The following is an 18,655-nucleotide window of genomic DNA, read 5'->3' on the forward strand; positions in this document are numbered from 1 at the left end:
TCAGCGTCCTCCCGGGTTGGGCCAGGGCACGGCGGTGCCGGTGGGCTCGACGGCCAGGCCCAGGTCGCGCAGTGCCTGGCTGATCTGCGTGACCTGGCCGGCGGCGCTGGTCACCCGCATCCGCAGCCGCCGGTCCTCCAGCGCCCCGGCGATCCGGGCCGCCCGGGTGCCCTCCGGGCCGGTGCGGTTGATCCGCTCGATGTCGGCGGCGGCGTCCTCCATCCGGCCGATCGCGTCGAGCACCCGGGGGTCGGGGGTGAAGCCCGGGTCGCGGGTGCGCAGCTCGGCCAGGGCGGCCCGGAAGTTCGCCGCGTCGGTGCGCAGGTTGGTGGCCAGGTTGTCGGTGAGCGCGGTGACCGAGGAGACGCTGGCGGCCCGGTGGGATTTGTCGTCGATCAGCCAGAGCCAGCCGTCGTGACCGATCCCGATCAGGTCGATGCCGGCCGACCGGACGTTCGCGTCGGGGCCGCGCAGGAAGAGCTCCACGCTGCTCAGCGAGAAGGCGGCGGTGTACTCGCCGACGGCCGCCCGGCCGTAGTGGGTCATCTCGCCGCGCACGTACCCCCGGAAGCCGGCGGCGTCGTCGGCGGCCCCGCCGCCCCGGCGGAAGTTGCGCCACAGCTCGGTCAGCGCCTCCGGGTTGTGCGCGGCGACCTGCTGGAGCAGCCAGACGTCGCCGCGGGCGACCACGGCGCGCAGGTCGGCGTCGCCGATGCGGGCCAGCGCCTCGGCCAGCCGGGCCGGGTTCATCTGGAGGGCGGCGTTGCGGGCCCGGCCCAAGTCGTCCAGCGCCGCCCGCAGCCGGGCCAGTTCCTCGGCGGGGAGCCGGCCGGCGAGCGTGGCCTCCAGCTGCGCGCCGGCCTGCCGGGCGGCGTCCTCGCCCTCGGCGGAGATCCGCCGCCAGACGCCGCGCGGGTCCAGCTCGGCGGCCCGGCGCAGCGCCGCCGCCTGCTCGGGCGGGAGCCGGCGGAACGCCCCGGCCAGCTCGGCGGAGGGCTCCAGGTGCAGGCCACCCGGACCACCGTCGGGTACGCCCTCGAACTCGTGCAGCAGGGAGCCGGCGTACGACCCGGCGTCCTCGTAGAGCCGCAGCGGTTCGTCGCCGACGATCGCCTCGCGGGGCCGGGAGAGCTCCCGCATCTCGCTGTTGAGCTGCTCGAAGTACTCGCCCAGCGTCTCCAGCCGGACCCCCTCGGGCAGGTCGCCGCCGTCGAGCACGTGGTCGAGGATCGCGGCGATGTTGTCCCGCAGCACCGCGATGCGCTCCAGCCGGGCGCTGGCGTTGCCCAGGTGCAGGTCGCCCACGTCGTCGACGACCCGGCGGATGATGAACTCCAGCAGCGCCCGCGACCGGGGCTCGCCGCGTTCGCCGTGCTCGGCGAGGGTGCGGACGAAGGCGCGCAGCCGGGGATGGGCCTCGGCGGCGGAGCGGACCGCCGCGGCGTCGAGCATCCGGCCCACCCGGAACCGGCGCGGCGGGGTCACGGCCGCACCACCGGCGCGCGGACCGGCCCGGCGGGGGCGGCGGGCGCCCGCTCGTGGGCGAGCACCATCAGGATGAACCGGGCGCCGTCCGGTCCGCCGACCGACTCGGTGAGCATCGCCTCCCGTTCGATGTGGGCGAGCACCGGTTCCAGGGCCTTCTGGATGATCCGGCTCATCACCTCGTTGACCAGGATCTCGGTGACGAAGGCCTGGAGCAGGTCGCGGGAGGCGGCCTCGACGATCTGCCGGCTGATCCGCCGGGCCACGTAGCCGCGCGCGGCGCGCAGGCCCGACCGCAGGCCGGCGCGGAGCCCGACCCGGCCGCCGCGCAGCACCGCGCCGCCGACCGTGCCGGCCTCGGGCAGCAGGGACAGCACCAGGCCGAGGTACGCGGCGAAGAGCTCCACCTCCACCTCGGCGCGGGTGAGCACCAGCTCCGGGTCCAGCATGGAGCCGTAGAGGCGTTCGCGTTCCTTCGCGTGCCGGACCTCGTTGGCCGCCACCACCACGCCGGCCAGGAAGCCCAGCGGCGGGCAGAGCACCGCCAGCAGCACGATCCCGACGGTGAGTCCGAATCCGGTCAGCTCCTCCCGGCCCAGTTCGGCGCTGAACAGGGCGTCGATGCCGAGGGCGTAGAAGGTGTCCCCGCCGAAGAACTCGCCGAGTTCCTGGTGGACCTGCAGGTGGATGCCCTGGAGGGCGTACCGGCTGCCGGGGACGGTGGCGGCGGGGATGTTGTCGCTGATCCGGCTGGCCCGGAAGGCGAACATCGCGTCGGCGCGGGCCTTGCCCAGCATCTCGGAGTTGTTGTCCCGCATCTCGTCGAGCAGCCGGCGCAGCTCGCGGCGGATCGCGGTGGGGTCGGTGCGGAACCGCTCGATCACGTCGGGCAGGTCGGTGATCTGCTTGACCAGCGGGTCGATCCCCTCGGCCTGGCCGCGCTGCATCACCATGGCCTGGTCCAGGTCGGACTCGCTCCACATCACCCCGTGCGCGTCGCGGATCCGGGCCACGCCGCCGGTGGTGACGATCTCCCCGGCGGCGCCGGCGGTGGTCAGGGTCTGCTCGGTGGCGAGGAACGCGCCGGACAGGGCGTGGGCGGCGCCGAACCAGGCGGTGGCCGGGTGCAGCTGCGAGGCGGCGGCGACCGCTCCCCCGCCCTGGCCGGTGTGGCCCTGCACCCAGGCCGCGGCGGTGTGCCGGCGCAGCCGTTCGCGCAGCCGGGACAGCTCGGCGTAGTCGGTGAGCTGGGAGACCAGCAGCCGCTCGAAGATCGGCGCGTACCGGTCGAAGTTGGCGATCCGGGCGTTGATCCCGGTGCGGGAGCTGAGCAGCAGTTGCAGCAGCAGCGCCTGGCTGCCGCTGACCAGGATCTGCCCCACCGCCGCCTCGGTGGCGGGGGTGAACTCCTCCAGGAAGTGCAGGTCCCAGGAGGCGGTCGAGTCGATCCACCCGCCGTGCACCTTGGCCCACTGCTCCGGCTGCTCGTAGGTGCGCATCACGGCCAGGGCCAGCGCGTGCAGCCGGGGCACCACCCCGGCGAGGTGCCGCAGAAACTGCACGGCCGGTGAGGCGACCGGCCGGAAGTTCAGCGACCCGAGCGCCCCGTCCCCGTCCGGCGTGGGCTGGGTGAAGCCGTCCCGTTCGGTGACGCCGATGTACGCGCTGATCGACACCGCCCGGCCGAGCAGCGCCTCGGCGGCCTGGAGGCAGAAGTTCGCCGGGTAGTCGCAGATCTTGCCCATCTGGAGCCGGAAGGCGATGTCCTCCATCGCGCGACGCAGGCCCTCGCCCGCCCGGCCCAGGTCGTCGAGGGACGGCTCGCCGTTGAACGGGGCGCAGCCGCGGGGCTCCCGGCCGAACAGGCCACGGCGGACCGTCGGGAACCGGCCGGGCTCCTTGCCGGGTGGCGGTGGCGGGGTGGTGGGGGCGGTGGGATCCCAGACGAAGGCCCGCCCGCCGGAGCCACTGCCCGTGCCGACGCTCGGGCCGCCGGTGCCGTCGGTGTCGCCGTCCCCGCCGCCGTCGCCGTCCCCGCCGGTGCCGCCGTCCCCGCCGGTGCCGCCGCCCGGGCCACCGGAGCCGGTCCCGCCGCCCCCGCCGGGCGGGCCACCCGGACCGGCGGGGTGGCCACCGCGGCGCTCGACGGTGACCGGGAGCAGGTTCGCCGGGCCGGTCCAGTGCAGCTCCCGGTCGAACTCCTCGGTGCTGACCAGCAGCAGATAGCTGCCGCCGAGGGTGAGCACGATGACCGAGGTGGGTGCGGCGCCGCCGAGGCCGGCGAGGACGGCGTCGACCCGCCGGTTGATCTCCGCGTCGACCGCGGCGTCGATCTGGTTGCCGTACTCGGCGACGCTGGTCGTGGAGCCCTGCGGCCGGGCCCGGCCGATCACCGCCCGGATGTCCGGGCCCATCAGCTCGGCGGCCGTGGCGACCAGGGCGGCCCGGTCGGTGACCAGCCGGCGCACGGCGGTCGCCGGTCCGGCCGGCGGGTCGGTCGTCCGTTGCTCGAAGTGCGCGTGGGGGCCGGGCACGAAGACCATCTGCCGGAAGCCGGGGAAGCCGAACCGGCTCCACGGCTGGGTGAAGACCACCACCGCCCAGGCCGGATGCCCGGCCGGGTCCGTCACCTTGGCGAGCAGGCCGCCCGGGACGCCGTCCGGGACCGGGCCGTACTGGCGCAACGCCTCGCGGACCGCGTCGCGCAGGTGCGTCCAGAGGTCACCGATCGGGCGGACCACCCAGTCGTGCGACACCGGCGTGATCACCGCCGGCTCGTCGGTGAAGTCGATCACGGCCGGATCGCCGCCGCCGGCGTAGGACGGCAGCTCGTAGGTGCGCAGCAGCGCGCTCTCCCGCATCGGGTCGGCGGTCTCCACCGGCGGCTCGCTCAGCGGCGGCGCCACCTGCTCGGGCAGACCCGGGTCGAGCCGGGCCGCGTCGACCGCCTCGGCGACGACGGCGCGCAGCAGGTCCTCGAAGGCCCGCCGCGCCCCGCCGGGCACGGCCGCCGCCGCGTCGCCGGTCCAGGTGAAGACCGGTTCGGTGGTACGCACCCCGAGGTAGCCGCCGCGCGGCTCGACGGCCTCGCGCCGGGACCGGTCCAGGGCGCGGGCCAGCGCGACGGCCAACGCCTCGGCGACCCGCTCCGGCGTGTCGGCCAGCGATCGCGGGTCGAGGCGGATCCGCACGGGCACGCGCACCTGCACCGGCACCGGTCACACCCGCCCTTCCAGATGCTCGGCCAGCCGGCTCAACGCCAGGTCGGCGAGGTGATCGGCGTCCAGCGCCGCCCCGGCGGCGACCACCTCGATCTCGACCGGGAACTGGTAGACGATGCTGGTCCGGTCGTCCTCGGTCACCCGTTCGGCCTCGGCCTCGCTGCCGGCGGCCGGCAGCACCAGCTCACCCGCGTGCACCAGGGCCAGCCCGGTACGCGTCACCCGGGCCGCGCGCCCCTCACCACCGGCCACCGGTCGCCTCCCTCCCGGCTGGACGGTCGGTCATCGCGGCAACGTGGACGCGTCGCCGACCTTCGGGTCCACCGAGGCGGCCAGGCTGAAGCCGCTGAACGTCGCCGCCGGCGCGCCGGAGATGGTGGCGGTCGTCGGCGTCGCGCTGGTGATCAGGCAGTCCCGCAGCACGAACGACGAGAACGACCAGTCGTCGCCGGTGTACTCCAGCAGGGCGATGTCGAACAGCTCGCCGTCGAGGGCCAGCTTGGTCAACCGGCCGGCCACGTCCCCGATCGCCTTCACGGTCATCGTGAAGTTCATCGACACCGGCGCGTGCACCGCGCCCATGTGGGTGACGTGGATCGAGTGCAGCGGCTCGATGTTGAGCGAGAACGACGGGGTGAACGAGTCGATCGGGCTGATCAGGACCGTCTCCGTGCCCTTGGTGTACTGCACGGCGAGTCGGGTCTTCCACTCCATGGCGGGTCTCTCCTCAGAACTTGGCGACGAGCGTGACCAGCAGCCGGCTCACCGCGGGCCCGTAGGTGACCGTCACGACCAGGTCGACCGTGCGGTCGGCGCGGGCGGCGGTGACGATCGCCGTGTCGGTGGCGTCGCGGGCGGCCTCGGGCAGGGCGAGGATGTCCAGCACCGGGATCTGCACCGTGAAGTCGTCGATCACCGCCGACCGCTTCAGCGGGCCGAGGATCCCCTCGACCTGGGTTTTGAGCAGGGTCATCCCCGGCTTGGTGATCCGCGCGTCGCCGATCAGCCCGATCAGCCCGGCACGGAGCATGAACTCGATCTGGTCGAGGGTGCGCACCAGGTCCACGTGCAGCAGGCTGGCGTCGGTGGTGAAGAGCCGCCCGTCGGCGAAGTGCAGGCTCTCGCCGGTGATCAGGGCCGGGTCGATGATCGGCACGATGTCGGCCTCGGACAGGCCCTTGATCTCGGCGGGGCTGTACTGCCGGGCCACCGGGATCGCCACCCCGCGGATCTTCTTCAGCACGATGCTGTAGTGCACCGGCAGGCCGGCGACGGCCGCCATCGCCGCGGTGGCGACGTCACCGTCGGCGCCCCGCGCGGCAACCATCATCATCCGGCTGGTGCTGCTCTTCAGCGCCGAGACGGCGGTGACGGTGTCGGCCACGTACGTCGCGCTCTTGGCGGCGGCCGGATCGGTCATCGCGAAGCCGATCCGCCGTTGCCCCGCCGCCGACATCGTCTCCACGTGGGCCTTGAGCGCGTGCAGGCCGGTCGGCGGGTTCGCCCCGGCCGGGTTGCCGACGGTCACCTCACCCGCCAGGGAGACCATGGTGACGTCGTCGGCGGCCTCCAGGCCGGACAGCGCGGCGGCGTAGTCGTCGCCGGTGACCTTGACCCCGTACACCTTCGCCGGCCGCGGATCCTGCGACAGCGCCAGTTCCAGCGAGTTGTAGAGCGCGTTGCGGACCACGTTGCCGGCGTTGCGACGGGCGAAGTTGGTCACCGCGTCGTCCAGCGTCTCGATCCGCACCGGGGTGTTGGCCGGGGCCGCGCCACCGTCGGCGGTCGACGGGGCCTTGCCCACCACGGCGATCACGCCGGGTGAGCGCTGCGCCAGCGGCGGTGCCGGCGGCACGATCCTGACCTCGATGAACGGGAATGCTGCGGTGACGGGCACGGGTCCTCCCAGCGGGGATTCGTTGCTGCGGTTCGTGGGGGTCAGGGCACGGCGACCAGGCCGATGCCCTCGGCGGCGAGCCACCGGCCGGCCCGGGCGTACCGGTCGGCGCGTTGCTGCTGCGGGGTGCCGGTGGTGCCGCCCGGCCAGGCCGGGTCGTCGAAGGTGGCCGCCGGCACGATCCAGACCACCACCACCGCCCGACGCCGGCGTACGTCGTCGGCGGCCGGCACCTCCAGCCCCAGCTCCTCGGCCCGGCTGCGGGCCAGGCGGCTGGAGAGCAGCAGGTCGGCCAGGGAGAAACCGGCGCCGCGGACGAACACCGCGGCGGCCAACGGCAGCACCCGGGGCGTCGGCGGGGTCGCCGCCGGGGGCGCGTACCGGAGCTGGACGGTGGCCGTGCCGGCCTGCCCGCGTACCCGGGTGACCAGTTCGGAGACGCTGCCCGCACCGACGGAGCGCAGCAGCCGGTCGACGTGCGCGTCGGTGAACGCGGCCGGTTGGTCCAGGCCGGAGCGCAGCCGGTCCACCAGCCGGCTGCGCCGCTCGGTCTCCAGCACCGCCGGGTCGGTGGGGAGCGCGCCCAGGTCGGCGACGATCTCCGGGTCGACGTCGAAGGAGGGCAGCTGCACGGCGAGCGCCTGGACCCGGTCCCGGGCGGTGCTGGTGCGCACCACCAGGCCGCCGCGCCACAGCGCGTCCACCCGCAGCGGGGCCGGGCCGAGGCCGTGCAGCCGCAGCCGCAGCTCGGTGCGGTCCTGCCCGGCGGCGCCCATCCACTCGCCCTCGACCACGGTGACCGGCGGGGTGGCGTACCCGACGGTCAGCTCGTCGAAGACCGCCGAGTAGGGCGGGCCGACCGGCATCGCCTCGGTGTCGTAGGCGGCGGCGACGAGGTTGGCCAGGGCCGCGTCGTCGAGGACGCCGGAGCGGGTGGCCGGGTCACCGAGCCGGACGAGCACGGAGTCGACGAAGTCCACCTGCTCCCCCTCGGTCGCGGACGGCGGGACGTGCCAGGGCAGGATGACCGGCCGGCCGTCTCGTGATCGTCACCGGCCACGTCGCACCACCGTCGCCACGGCGTTACCGCCCTGTTGACGGGGCGCGACCGATGGTCGGCCATCGTGGACCTGGGCGGGATCGGCCATCCGGCGCGCCGGCGGGGGCGGCCCGGACGGCGTCCCGTCCCGGATCGCGGGGCCGGGGGTTCAACCGCGGCGCGGGCGGCGGTAGCGTTGCGCCACGCCATGTCCGCCGGCACCCCTCGCCGGATGGGATGGCGTTCGATCGTACGGAGGATGGCGGATGTCCCACGGCGAGGAGCCGTTCACGGTACGCGACGACGGCTCGTCACGGCCGAGCTTCGATCTCGCGTTGCGCGGGTACGACAAGCGGCAGGTGGACCGCTACGTCGAGCACCTCGACGAGCAGGTCACCGCGCTCACCGCCGAACGGGAGCGCACCGCCGGCCGGGTCACCGAGCTGACCGGTCGGGTGCACCGGCTCCAAGCGGAGCTGACCGAGGCGCGCCAGCGTACGCCGCAGGTGGAGCGGGCGTCCTTCCGCGACCTGGGTCCGATGGTCGACCAGATCCTCGCCCTGGCCGAGAAGCAGGCCGGGGTGATCACCGAGACCGCCACCCAGCGGGCCGAGAAGCTCCAGGGCGAGGCGGAGAAGGCGCTGGCCGACGCGAAGGAGCGGGGTGACGAGGAGCTGCGCGAGCTGGCCGAGCAGCTGGAAGCCCGGCGGGCCGAGCAGGACAAGGCCGACGAGGAGCGGCGGGCCGCGGCCGAGGCGGAGCTGACCGCGATCCGGGAGCGGGCCGAGCAGTTGCGGGCCGACGGTGAGGCCGCGTACGAGCGCGCCCAGCAGGAGGCCAAGCGGATCAGCGAGCAGAGCGCCCGGCAGATCACCCAGACGAGGGCGGCCAGCGAGGCGCTGACCAAGGCGGCGCGGACGCAGAGCCAGCAGGAGATCCAGGCGGCGCGTACGCAGAGCCAGCAGGAGCTGGCGCAGTGGCGGGCCGGGGTGGAGAAGGAGATCGAGGACCGGCGGGCCGCCGCGGAGCAGGAGCTGGCCGAGGCGCGGGCGGCGGCCGAGCAGGAGCTGGCCAGCCAGCACAGCGCCGCCGAGCAGCAGATCACCGGTCTGATCGCCGAGGCGCAGCAGTACTCCACCGAGGTGCGGCAGCGGGCCGACGAGCAGGCGACCCTGTTGCAGGAGCAGCTCTCCTCGGTGCAGCAGGAGCTCACCGAGCGGCAGGCGGCGCTTGCCCAGGTCCGGTCGGACCTCGAGGGCGCCCGGGCGCAGATCGCCCAGGCTCGGGACGAGGAGACCACGCTGGGCCGGGAGCTGGCGCAGATCCGCCAGCAGCTCGGCGACGTGCGGCGGGAGCTGGGTGGCGAGGTGGCCCGGCTGGAGGAGGCCCGGCGGGCGGCGGAGCTGGCCGAGCGACACGCCAAGGACGTCCGGGCGCGGGTGCAGCGAGAGGCGAAGCGCGTGGCCGACCTGGCCGCGGCGGCGGTGATGGCCGCGGCGGCGGGCGGGTCGGAGACCGCGGAGTTCCCGATGGTCACGCCCCGGCGGGAGGCCACCGTGGAGCTGGCCCGGGTCGACGAGGAACAGCCGGCGCCAGGCGGGGCGCACCGCGGCGGCCCGGCGATCGCCCTGCCGGGCCGGGCCGAGGAGCAGCCGGCGCTGGCCGGTTCACCGGCCGAGGACGGGTCGGGGCCGCGACGCGGCCCACGGTCGGGAGTGGAGCTGCCGGCCTGATTGTGGTTACATCCATCCAGATCTATGGGAGCGCTCTCTCGTCCCGGAGGGCGCGGGATGGAGAACCCGATGCGACTTCCACGTACCCTGGCGGCCCTGCTGCTGGCCGCGGCGGCCGCGCTGGCGGCCCCCGCCGTCGGCGCGACCCCGGCCCAGGCCGACACGCTCATCTGCGACCAGTACGGCTCGACCACCATCGGCGGCAAGTACGTCGTGCAGAACAACCGCTGGGGCAGCAGCGCCACCCAGTGCATCAACGCCACCGCCACCGGCTTCCAGATCACCACCCAGAACGGCTGGACCAGCGGCGGCGCGCCGCTGTCGTACCCGTCGGTCTACCTGGGCTGCCACTACGGCAACTGCTCCCCCGGCACCAACCTGCCCCGCCAGCTCTCCCAGATCGGTAGCGTCCCCTCCTCGATCTCCTACGGCTACGTCGGCGGCGGCGCCTACGACGCGTCGTACGACATCTGGCTGGACCCGACCGCGAAGACCACCGGGGTCAACCAGATGGAGCTGATGATCTGGTTCAACCGGCTCGGCGGCGTCCAGCCGGTCGGCAGCCGGGTCGGCACCACCACCATCGGCGGCCGCAGCTGGGAGGTGTGGCAGGGCTGGAACGGCGGCAACGACGTCGTCTCGTACGTGGCGCCGTCGGCGATCGGTAGCTGGTCGTTCGACGTGCTGGACTTCGTCCGCGACGTGGACGCCCGCACCCAGGTCACCACCAGCTGGTACCTGACCAGCATCCAGGCCGGCTTCGAGCCCTGGCAGGGCGGGGTGGGGCTGGCGGTGAACAGCTTCTCCGCGGCCGTCAACGCCGGCTCGGGCGGCGGCACCGGCACCACCGGGCAGCAGCTCGTCGGCCAGGGCAGCGGCCGGTGCGTCGACATCGCCGGCAACCCGGGCGGCGACGGCACCCCGGTGCAGCTCTGGGACTGCTGGAGCGGCGCGACGAACCAGCGCTGGACGCGTACCGGCAGCACCTTCGTCAACCCGGCGACCGGCAGGTGCCTGGACGTCTCCGGCGGCTCCACGGCCAACGGGGCGAAGGTCCAGTTGTGGACCTGCAACGGCAGCGGGGCGCAGAACTGGCAGGTCAACGCCAACGGGACCATCACCAACCCGCAGTCCGGCAAGTGCCTGGACGCGGCCGGGCAGGGCACCGCGAACGGCACCGGCCTCCAGATCTACGCCTGCTACGGCGGGGGCGGCACCCAGGCCAACCAGGTCTGGTCGCTGCGCTGAGGCGATGCGGGCGGGACCAATGAGTCCCGCCCGCTCTCGTCGGCTCAGCCCTGAGTGCTGCCGCTGGCCCAGGTCACCGCGCCGTCGCCGTCCCGGTAGAGCACCAGGTTGCCGTCCTCCTGCATCCAGAGCGTGGACGGGCCGTTGCCCCAGGTGCCACTGGACCAGGCCGGCGTGCCGTCCGTCCGGTACAGCACCAGGTTGCCGTCGTCCTGGTTGATCAGGACGACGCCGTCGTGGGTGCCGCTGGCCCAGGTGGCCGCGTCGTGCCGCCGGTAGACCACCAGGTTGCCGTCGCCCTGCAGGTTGAGCTGGTAGCCGCCGTCGACGGAGAGCAACGAGGCCCACCGCCGGATGCGCTCGCCGCTGCGCAGGGCCGGCCGCCAGGCCTCGGTCAGCGCGTCCCGCAGGTCGTCGTGCAGGCCGGCCTTCGGGGTCAGGTCGCGGGTGACCACGCCGAAGTTGCACTCCGGGTCGCCGGTCGAGACGCACGCGTCCCGGTACGAGTAGAGGAACAGCGGCCCGGCGTACGGCAGCGACCGCCACATGGACACGCCCTCGACCAGGTGGTCCCGGACGGCGGTGATCGGCAGGCCGGTGGCGCCGGCGGTCGGGTAGCCGTACTCGGTGGCCCAGATCTTCTTCGCCCCGTCGCCCCACTTGACCATGATCGAGCGCAGGTACGCCAGCTCACCGCAGGCCGGTGTCGTGCCGGGTGGCCCGAACAGGTTCCACCACCGGGTCGCACACTCCGGGTCCGCCGGCCCCTTCCCGGCGCTCCACGCCGGATAGGGATGGTGGGCCACCGCGTCGAAGTCGGTGCCGTAGCCGTTGCCGTACGCCCAGTCCAGCCAGGCCCCGGACTCGTTCGGGTTGGCGGTCGCGGTGTTGGGGGTGCCCGCCCCGGACGCGCCGGCCAGCACCACGCAGGTCGGGCAGAGCGCCCGGACAGTGGTGGCGGCGAGCCGGACGAGCTGCCAGTACCGGGCCCGCCGGTCCCCGTCGTAGTTGCCGAATCCCTCGTAACCCGTGGTCGCCGAGTTGTTCGGCTCGTTCCACACCTCGTAGGCGACCACCGTGTCGCCGACGTGCCGCACGGTCGCCTCGACGATGGCGGTCCAGTCCGCGTCGCTGGTGGGGAACCACTTGTCGCTCCCGTGGCCGCCGTTGGCCCAGGGCGGGGCGTACCCGAGCATCAACAGCACCCGGATGCCGCGGGCCTTCGCCGCGGCCAGCACCGGGTCGAGCCGATCCCAGCGCAGCGCGCAGCGGCGGCAGTCCTGCACGTACCACCAGTCCAGGTCGATCCGGAGCAGGGGCGAGCGGCCGGGCAGGTAGGAGACCATCCCGTCCAGTCGCCGCGCGAGGTCGGCGTCGTTCAGGCCCGCCCCCTCGGCGAAGCCGACATCCCACCGGTTGAAGGTGTCAGTGGTCACCGCGACTGGTGCCGGCGCCTCGCCGCCGCGCGTCGGCACACCGGACAGCAGCGCCGCGAGCAGGGACAACGCCAGCAGCAGTGGTGTCACCCTCCCGCGTCGTATCGGGCCGGAGGTGGGTGGTGTCGCACTTGCAGTCATGCCGGCTCCCCGTTCGGTACGTCCCGCGCAACCTCCCTTGAGGAGCGCACGGTCAGTCAGCCTAGCCTCGGCGGGGCGGAACGGGCGCCCGTCGACCGTCCGCTGGGGACGGCAGGGCGCGAGGACATCGGAGCGGTGTCAACGCTTGCGCAGCAGCGGCCGGTAGTCGGCGCCGGTCAGCGGCTCCCGGGACAGTGACCCGTCGGCCTTGGGCACCTCCAGCGGCCGGTCACCGCGCCGGAAGCTCACCCGGTCCACGTCACCTCGGGCGGTCAGGGTGCAGACGATCTGCCCGTACGCCAGGATCTCGTCGCTGCGACCGATCTCCTCGCCGACCGGCTGCACGGTCACCTCGGCGAGCCGGCCGGCGAGCCGCGCGCCGGTCACGGTCAGCGTGCCGGGCAGCGCGGTGGCCAGCCCGCGGTCGCGCTCCGGGCCGTCCGGGCCGGCGAGCAGGCGTTGCAGGTGCACGTCCAGCGCCGGCAGCGCCTGCACCTGCCGGACCACGGTGTCCAGACCGTCGTCGCGGACGAAGCAGAGGGTCTCGTCGACCGGCCCGGCGGCCACGCTGGGGCTGCCGGTGCCCGCGGTGGGAAACGGGCCGGGCGGCGCCTGCACCGGGCGGGGACGGTCGTCGACCGGCACCCCGCAGCCGGCGAGCAGGGCGACGGTCAGCAGCGCCGCGAGTCGCCGGCTCACGGCAGGCTCCCCGGCAGCTCGACCCGGAACCGGGCGCCGCCGCCCGGGCGGTCCTCGACGCGCGCCCGGCCGCCGTGCGCGGCGACGTGCGCGGAGACCAGGGCCAGGCCGAGGCCGGTGCCGTCGGTGCCGGCGCGGGCGTGCGCGGCCCGGCCCCGGACGAACCGGTCGAAGATCACCTCACGGTCCGCGGGGGGCACCCCCGGCCCGGCGTCGTCGACCTCGACCACGCCGGTCTCCGCTGCGGCCCGGGACAGGCGTACGGCCACCGGACCATCGCCGTAGCGGACCGCGTTGTCGAGCAGGTTGAGCAGCACCTGTTCGAGCCGGCGCCGGTCGACCCGCCAGTCGGCCGGGGTGTCCGGGGCGAGGCGGACCAGCTCGGTCGGCAACCCCCGCGACCGGCACGCCTCCCTCGCCAGGGCCGCCACGTCGACGGTCTCCCGCTGGGCGGGCTGCTCGGTGCGGGCCAGCTGGATCAGGTCGTCGACCAGGCGCTGGAACCGGGCGACCTCGTCGGCCACCAGCCCGGCCGCCATCGCGGTCCGCTCGTCCTGGTGGACGCGACGGCTGGTGAGCACGCTGGCGGCCGCGGCCAGGGTCTGCAACGGCGAGCGCAGCTCGTGGCTGACGTCAGCGGCGAACCGGCGGTCCCGCTCGATGCGGCGGGCGAGCTGGTCGACCATGTGGTTGAACGAGGTGGAGAGCCGGGTCAGGTCCGGGTCGGTGGTGGCGTCGAGCCGGGTGGTGACGTCTCCGGCGGCGATCCGTTCGGCGGCGTCCGCGACGGCGGTCAGCGGGCGTACGCTGCGCCGGGTGGCGTACCAGCCGAGGGCCGCGCCGGAGCCACCGACCATGATCGCGACGGCGGTCAGGGTCAGCGCCAGGACTGCGAAGGTCTCCTCGACCTCCCGCAGCGAGGTCAGCTCGTAGTAGCTCGCCCGCTCCGACAGCGGCACGCCGACCAGCAGGGTGGCCTGCCCGTCGACCCGGACCCGCTGCACGGCCGGCTCGCCGGCGGCGACCAGGCGGCGCAGCTCGGCCGGGACGATGTCGCCGCTGACCTCGGCGGCCCGGGCGTGCGGCTGCCCGTCCAGGAACAGCAGGGGTCGCCGGCTGCCGCCGGTGTCCAGCGAGCGCAGCACCTCCACCACGTCCGGCTCGTCGGTGTCGAGGCCGCCGCGGACCACCTCGGCGTCGAAATAGGCCACCCGCACGGCCGTGCGTTCCCGCTCCTCGAGCAGCGAGCGCCGGGTCAGGTCGTAGGTGAACAGGGCCATCACGGCGGCGAGCGACAGCGCGCCGACGGCGAAGCCGGCGGTCACCCGGGCGCGCAGTCCGAGCCGGTTCATCGTTGCAGCTTGTAGCCGAGCCCGCGCAGGGTCACCAGGTGGCGCGGGTTGCCCGGGTCCTGTTCGATCTTCTGCCGCAGCCGCCCGACGTGCACGTCGACCAGCCGTTCGTCGCCGGTCTCGTAGCCCCAGACCCGGCGCAGCAGCTGCTGGCGGGAGAGCACCCGGCCGGCGTGGTCGGCCAGCTCGCACAGCAGCCGGAACTCGGTGCGGGTGACCGCGACCGGCTGCCCGGCCCGGCGTACCTCGCCGGCCTCCTCGCTGATCTCCAGGTCGCCGAAGGTCTGGGCGCTGACCGGGGCGGCCAGCGCCCGGCCGCGCCGGCGCAGGGCCCGCAGCCGGGCGGAGAGCTCCTTGACCGCGACCGGCTTGACCAGGTAGTCGTCCGCGCCGGCCTCCAGCGCGGCGACGATGTCGGAGGTGTCGTCGCGGGCGCTGACCACCACGATCGGCACGTCGTCGTCGCGGCGCAGCTGCCGGATGCACTCGTACCCGTCGATGCCGGGCAGCATCAGGTCGACCAGCACGTTGTCCGCGGGGGTCTCCCGCTGCCGGCGCAGCCCCTCCTCGGCGGTCGCCGCGCCGTAGGCGGTCCAGCCCTCCTCCTCCAGGGCCAGCAGCAGCGCGAGCCGGATCCGGTCGTCGTCCTCGATCACCAGTACGGCCGTCATGTTGCCATCCTCCCCGGCTCGGGTCCGAGCTCCCAACTGCGCCGGCCGCTGCCGGGTTTTGTCACACAACCGTCATCCGACCGCCGGACGGCCGCCACGGTGCGCGCGCACGGTGGGACGCGGGGCACGCCGACGGGAGGGAGCCGAAGCGATGACCGGACCGCGACCGCCCGTCGTGGCGCGCGACCGTCGGCTCCCGGCCGCCTCCGGCCCGGGTCCGGGCGGAGGCCGGGGGTGACCGGGGCGGCGCTGGTCAGCGCGCTGCTGGTCGGGCTGGTCGTGGGGACACTGGGGCGGCTCGTGGTGCCCCGGCGCCGGGCTGTGCCGGTCTGGCTGACCGTCGCCGCCGGGGTCGCCGCGGCGCTGCTCGGCACGATTGTGGCCCGCCTCGACGGCGTCGACGTGCGGGATTCCGGGGTGCGGCTGCTGGTCCAGGTGGCCGCCGCCGGGGTCGCGGTGCTCCTCGCGGTCCGCGCCGGCGCCGGCCGGCGGCCGGCCGAACCGGCCGAACCGGGACGACGTCCGGCGGATCCCGCCGTCCGGTAGGAACCGGGCCGGGCCGGTGCCCGTCGAACGGGCGCGGCAGCTGTGCCGGCGGGCCGTCGAACGGTCCGCCGGTGAACGAGAGGAGAGGTCATGACGGTCGTACCGGCCGATCACCGGATGACGTTGATCTGTGACGGCTGCGGCGACACCGTCACCGGCACGGCGTGCGTCCTGCCCGACGCGGAGGTGGTCTGGACGCTGGTGTTCGACAACGGCTGGGCCGGTTCGCCGTTCGCCTCCGGGCCGCACCACTGCCCGCGCTGCGAGGTCGACTCCCCGGCGCGCTCCGGTGGGCGGCGTGCCGTCGACGACCCGCTCGGCCTCGGCGCGACGGAGGACGGCGACGACCCGCGGGAGCCCGCCGAGGGTGTACGCCGGGCCCTGGCCGGGACGGTCGACCTGGGTGACCGGCTGCTGGTGGACCTCAGCGACGTCGAGGTGATCGACCCGGCCGGCCTGGGGCTGCTGGTCCGGGCGCACCAGGACGCGCGGGCCCGGTCGGCGGCGTTGTGCCTGGTGGCGCCGTCGAGGTTCGTGCTGACGGTGCTGCACACCATGCGCCTCGACGGCGTCTTCCCGGTCTTCCCCAGCCGCGCCGCAGCGGCGACGGCGGTCAGCGGGTGACGGCGGTCAGCGGGTGACGGCGGTCAGCGGGTGACGGCGGTCAGCGGGTGACGGTCACCTCGACCGGGCCGACGCGCAGGACGCCGTCGGTCAGCGGCGCGCAGCGGATGCCGCCGCGGCCGCGCAGCGCCCTGAAGGCGCCCGGTCCGATGGTGGTGTCCATCCAGGCGCAGGGTCGGGCCGGGCGGTGCACCCGCAGGCTGACCGGGCCGTCGCCGCAGTCGAGGGTGAGCACGGCACCGACCAGGTCGTCGACGGCGATGCCGCTGGTCAGGATGTTGCGCCGGACCTCCAGCAGGCCGGCGCCGGCCGGCAGGGACTCCTCGGCGATCAGCGTGACGGCGGCCTCGCGGTGGGCCGGCCGGCCGAAGTAGCGGTCGCCGACGATGCCCAGGCCGGCCCGGATCGTCACCCGGTCGACCAGCTCACCGGGCGGGGCCGGGGCCGGTCCGTCGGCGGGACGGCCCACGTACCGGTGCACGGGCGAGGCCAGCAGGGCGACGATGTGCGGCACGGCGGTCGATCCTACGGTCGTCGGCGACCCGACCGGCAGTACACGTCGCCGGAGTTGGCGGCGTGCGGCAGGGCACGCAGCCGCTCGGCCATCCGCACGGCGGGCACCCAGTCGGGCAGGAGCAGGGACCGGCTGTCGCCGAGGGCGACGTTGAAGTCGTCGAAGCCCAGCCCCACGAGCCGGTCCAGGCAGCGGTACGCCACCGGCCGGGCGATGGTGGTGAACTCGAAGGAGAGCACGGGCGGTGGCCGGCTCAGCCCGGCCAGCACGGCGTCCTCGAAGCCCTCCACGTCGATCTTGACGAACGCCGGCACGCCGTACGCGTCGATCAGCGCGTCGAGGGTGACCACCTCGACCTCGACCTGGGCGTCCCAGCGCTCGTGCCGCCAGCCGGCGGCGCCCTGCGCGGCCCGGCGGAAGTCGGCGGCGGCGGTGGAGACGGTGGGGTTGGCGGTGTTGACCGCGAGCGGGATCCGGCCGGCGGCGGCGCCGCAGGCGGCCTCGACCAGGGTGACCCCGGCGTCGTCGGCGTAGAGGGTGCGCAGGGCCCGCGAGCAGGCCGGCTGCGGCTCCACCGCCACCACCCGGGCGCCGAGGCGGCGGAAGCAGCCGGTGTGGTCGCCGACGTGCGCGCCGACGTCGAAGGCGAGGTCCCCGGCGGTGAGGAAGCGGGCGTAGAAGGCGTCCAGGGTGGCGTCGCGGGCCGGGTCGCCGTAGTAGAAGTCCAGCGAGCGGCGCAGCGACGAGGTGGCCGGGTCCTGTTTGAGCGCCTCGATCGCGACCGTCCGGGCGTCCATGTCCCGACCGTAGCCCAGCCAGGCGGGCGCGACCCGGCGTTCGCCATTCGCTGCGCGTGCAGATGCTGCGCGATCGATGCGCGGAAATGCTCTCTTAGGTTGAACTTCGAGCAGTAACGTGCAACAGTGCTCGCAGAACCTGTTCCGCGGGCGGGGCCCGACCGGGCCGCCGACGCGGACGTGAGCATGTGGGAGAGTCGTGGTGGCAGAGGCCGGCCAGGGGATGGCGACCGACATCGGCGAGCAGCCGACGACCTATCAACGGATCCTCGACAACGCGGCCGCGGTGCGGGAGGTCGCCCGCGAGGTGGCCCGGCGCGAGCTGCGGCACGTGGTGCTGGTCGCCCGGGGCACCTCCGACCACGCCGCGCTGTACGGGTCGTACCTGAGCCAGATCCGGCTGGGTCTCCCGGCCGGGCTGGCGTCGCCCAGCGTGGTGTCGCTCTACGGCGCCCACCCGGACATGTCCCAGGCGCTGGTGATCGGGGTGTCGCAGAGCGGCCGCTCCCCCGACCTGGTCGAGGTGCTGGACAGCGCCCGCCGCTCCGGGGCGACCACGCTGGCGCTGACCAACGCGCCCGACTCGGAGCTGGCCCGGGTCGCCGAGCTGCACGTGGACATCCTCGCCGGGCCCGAGCGGGCGGTGGCGGCCACCAAGACGTACACCGCGGAGCTGCTGTCGCTGCTGCTTGTCGTCGAGGGCATCCGCACCGGCACGGGGGCGCCGGAGCCGGACGTCGCCCCGGAGCTGGACCGGCTGCCGGAACTGGCGGCGCAGACCCTGGTCGGGCGGGACCACGAGGAGGTGGCGGCCCGACTGAGGTATGCCAATCAGCTGGTCGTGACCGGCCGTGGCTACGCGTACGCGACGGCCCGGGAGGCCAGCCTCAAGATCATCGAGACGTCGTACCTGTCCGCGTTGGCGTACTCGGGGGCGGACCTGCTGCACGGCCCGGTGGCCATGGCGGACCGGGAGATGCCGGTGCTGGCCATCGTGGGCGACGGTCCGGGCGGCGCGGCGATGGCCGAGGTCATCGAGCGGCTCCGTACGCTGCACGCCGACGTGGTCACCGTGGGACCGGCCCGGACGGCGGCCGAGCAGGCGCACATCGGCGTCCCGGCGGTGGATGAGCGCTACTCGCCGCTGCTGGACATCATCCCGCTGCAGCGGCTGGCGCTGACCCTGGCGCTGGCGCGGGGCGAGGACCCGGACAGCCCGCGCGGCCTCAGCAAGGTCACCCACACCCGCTGA

At 74.7% G+C, this 18,655-nt stretch carries 17 protein-coding genes; 5 read left to right on the top strand and 12 right to left on the bottom strand.

Annotated elements, in window-relative coordinates:
• From GA0070564_RS09570 to GA0070564_RS09595, 6 genes are read right to left on the bottom strand one after another with little or no spacing between them, the layout of a single operon-like run.
• Positions 1-1,485, bottom strand: a complete 1,485-nt coding sequence (locus tag GA0070564_RS09570) for a hypothetical protein (RefSeq protein WP_091605984.1) — start codon at positions 1,483-1,485, stop codon at positions 1-3.
• Positions 1,482-4,682, bottom strand: a complete 3,201-nt coding sequence (locus GA0070564_RS28825; protein ID WP_141714731.1) for a hypothetical protein — start codon at positions 4,680-4,682, stop codon at positions 1,482-1,484. Before GA0070564_RS28825 ends, GA0070564_RS09570 begins: the two co-directional genes overlap by 4 nt.
• A gap of 21 nt (positions 4,683-4,703) precedes the next feature.
• Entirely contained in the window at positions 4,704-4,958 is a 255-nt protein-coding gene (locus tag GA0070564_RS09580) for a hypothetical protein (RefSeq protein ID WP_091605987.1), read from the bottom strand.
• 30 nt (positions 4,959-4,988) lie between these two features.
• The gene (locus GA0070564_RS09585; RefSeq protein ID WP_088971936.1) at positions 4,989-5,420 is read right to left on the bottom strand and encodes a hypothetical protein; all 432 of its coding nucleotides are present in this window, start codon (positions 5,418-5,420) and stop codon (positions 4,989-4,991) included.
• A gap of 13 nt (positions 5,421-5,433) precedes the next feature.
• Entirely contained in the window at positions 5,434-6,603 is a 1,170-nt protein-coding gene (locus tag GA0070564_RS09590; RefSeq protein ID WP_091605990.1) for a hypothetical protein, read from the bottom strand.
• A 41-nt stretch (positions 6,604-6,644) separates the two neighbouring features.
• Positions 6,645-7,583 carry a hypothetical protein gene (locus GA0070564_RS09595; protein ID WP_091605993.1) on the bottom strand — a complete coding sequence of 313 codons (939 nt, stop codon included), beginning with the start codon at positions 7,581-7,583 and terminating at the stop codon, positions 6,645-6,647.
• A gap of 325 nt (positions 7,584-7,908) precedes the next feature.
• On the opposite strand from GA0070564_RS09595, the gene GA0070564_RS09600 reads away from it, so the two are divergent.
• Both GA0070564_RS09600 and GA0070564_RS09605 read left to right on the top strand, forming a co-directional pair.
• On the top strand, positions 7,909-9,375 hold the full coding sequence (locus GA0070564_RS09600) for a DivIVA domain-containing protein (protein ID WP_091605996.1): 1,467 nt from the start codon (positions 7,909-7,911) through the stop codon (positions 9,373-9,375).
• A gap of 69 nt (positions 9,376-9,444) precedes the next feature.
• Positions 9,445-10,623 (top strand): GH12 family glycosyl hydrolase domain-containing protein, encoded by a 1,179-nt coding sequence (locus tag GA0070564_RS09605; RefSeq protein ID WP_176730614.1) that lies wholly within the window; start codon positions 9,445-9,447, stop codon positions 10,621-10,623.
• Between the two features lie 44 nt (positions 10,624-10,667).
• On the opposite strand, the gene GA0070564_RS09610 is transcribed toward GA0070564_RS09605, so the two are convergent.
• From GA0070564_RS09610 to GA0070564_RS09625, 4 genes are all read right to left on the bottom strand, one after another.
• Positions 10,668-12,149, bottom strand: coding sequence for a cellulase family glycosylhydrolase (locus tag GA0070564_RS09610; protein ID WP_176730615.1), 1,482 nt, complete (start codon positions 12,147-12,149; stop codon positions 10,668-10,670).
• A 189-nt stretch (positions 12,150-12,338) separates the two neighbouring features.
• The gene (locus GA0070564_RS09615; RefSeq protein ID WP_091606001.1) at positions 12,339-12,899 is read right to left on the bottom strand and encodes a GerMN domain-containing protein; all 561 of its coding nucleotides are present in this window, start codon (positions 12,897-12,899) and stop codon (positions 12,339-12,341) included.
• A complete protein-coding gene (locus GA0070564_RS09620; protein ID WP_091606004.1) occupies positions 12,896-14,251 on the bottom strand; it encodes a sensor histidine kinase in 1,356 nt (451 codons plus the stop codon). The genes GA0070564_RS09615 and GA0070564_RS09620 overlap by 4 nt, the downstream gene beginning before the upstream one ends.
• Positions 14,248-14,922: a response regulator transcription factor gene (locus GA0070564_RS09625; RefSeq protein ID WP_091606007.1), complete on the bottom strand. Its 675-nt coding sequence runs from the start codon at positions 14,920-14,922 to the stop codon at positions 14,248-14,250. The genes GA0070564_RS09620 and GA0070564_RS09625 overlap by 4 nt, the downstream gene beginning before the upstream one ends.
• Before the next feature lie 234 nt (positions 14,923-15,156).
• Between GA0070564_RS09625 and GA0070564_RS09630 the strand changes: the two genes are divergently transcribed.
• Complete coding sequence (locus GA0070564_RS09630) at positions 15,157-15,468, top strand: hypothetical protein (RefSeq protein WP_091606010.1); 312 nt, start codon at positions 15,157-15,159, stop codon at positions 15,466-15,468.
• Positions 15,469-15,558: 90 nt separating this feature from the next.
• Complete coding sequence (locus GA0070564_RS09635) at positions 15,559-16,092, top strand: STAS domain-containing protein (RefSeq protein ID WP_091606012.1); 534 nt, start codon at positions 15,559-15,561, stop codon at positions 16,090-16,092.
• A gap of 40 nt (positions 16,093-16,132) precedes the next feature.
• Here GA0070564_RS09635 and GA0070564_RS09640 read toward each other — a convergent pair whose 3' ends face one another.
• Positions 16,133-16,606, bottom strand: a complete 474-nt coding sequence (locus GA0070564_RS09640) for a molybdenum cofactor biosysynthesis protein (protein ID WP_091606015.1) — start codon at positions 16,604-16,606, stop codon at positions 16,133-16,135.
• 11 nt (positions 16,607-16,617) lie between these two features.
• Positions 16,618-17,403, bottom strand: a complete 786-nt coding sequence (locus GA0070564_RS09645) for an FkbM family methyltransferase (RefSeq protein ID WP_091606018.1) — start codon at positions 17,401-17,403, stop codon at positions 16,618-16,620.
• A 223-nt stretch (positions 17,404-17,626) separates the two neighbouring features.
• On the opposite strand from GA0070564_RS09645, the gene GA0070564_RS09650 reads away from it, so the two are divergent.
• Positions 17,627-18,655 (top strand): SIS domain-containing protein, encoded by a 1,029-nt coding sequence (locus GA0070564_RS09650; protein WP_091607079.1) that lies wholly within the window; start codon positions 17,627-17,629, stop codon positions 18,653-18,655.

Source organism: Micromonospora mirobrigensis (assembly GCF_900091555.1).
GTDB lineage: Bacteria > Actinomycetota > Actinomycetes > Mycobacteriales > Micromonosporaceae > Micromonospora > Micromonospora mirobrigensis.

Excerpts from the sequence above, each read along its gene's own strand:
- GA0070564_RS09650 (WP_091607079.1), top strand. The coding sequence starts at position 17,627 with ATGGCGACCGACATCGGCGAGCAGCCGACGACCTATCAACGGATCCTC.
- GA0070564_RS09625 (WP_091606007.1), bottom strand. The coding sequence starts at position 14,922 with ATGACGGCCGTACTGGTGATCGAGGACGACGACCGGATCCGGCTCGCG.
- GA0070564_RS09600 (WP_091605996.1), top strand. The coding sequence starts at position 7,909 with ATGTCCCACGGCGAGGAGCCGTTCACGGTACGCGACGACGGCTCGTCA.
- GA0070564_RS09620 (WP_091606004.1), bottom strand. The coding sequence starts at position 14,251 with ATGAACCGGCTCGGACTGCGCGCCCGGGTGACCGCCGGCTTCGCCGTC.
- GA0070564_RS09605 (WP_176730614.1), top strand. The coding sequence starts at position 9,445 with ATGCGACTTCCACGTACCCTGGCGGCCCTGCTGCTGGCCGCGGCGGCC.
- GA0070564_RS09585 (WP_088971936.1), bottom strand. The coding sequence starts at position 5,420 with ATGGAGTGGAAGACCCGACTCGCCGTGCAGTACACCAAGGGCACGGAG.
- GA0070564_RS09645 (WP_091606018.1), bottom strand. The coding sequence starts at position 17,403 with ATGGACGCCCGGACGGTCGCGATCGAGGCGCTCAAACAGGACCCGGCC.
- GA0070564_RS09635 (WP_091606012.1), top strand. The coding sequence starts at position 15,559 with ATGACGGTCGTACCGGCCGATCACCGGATGACGTTGATCTGTGACGGC.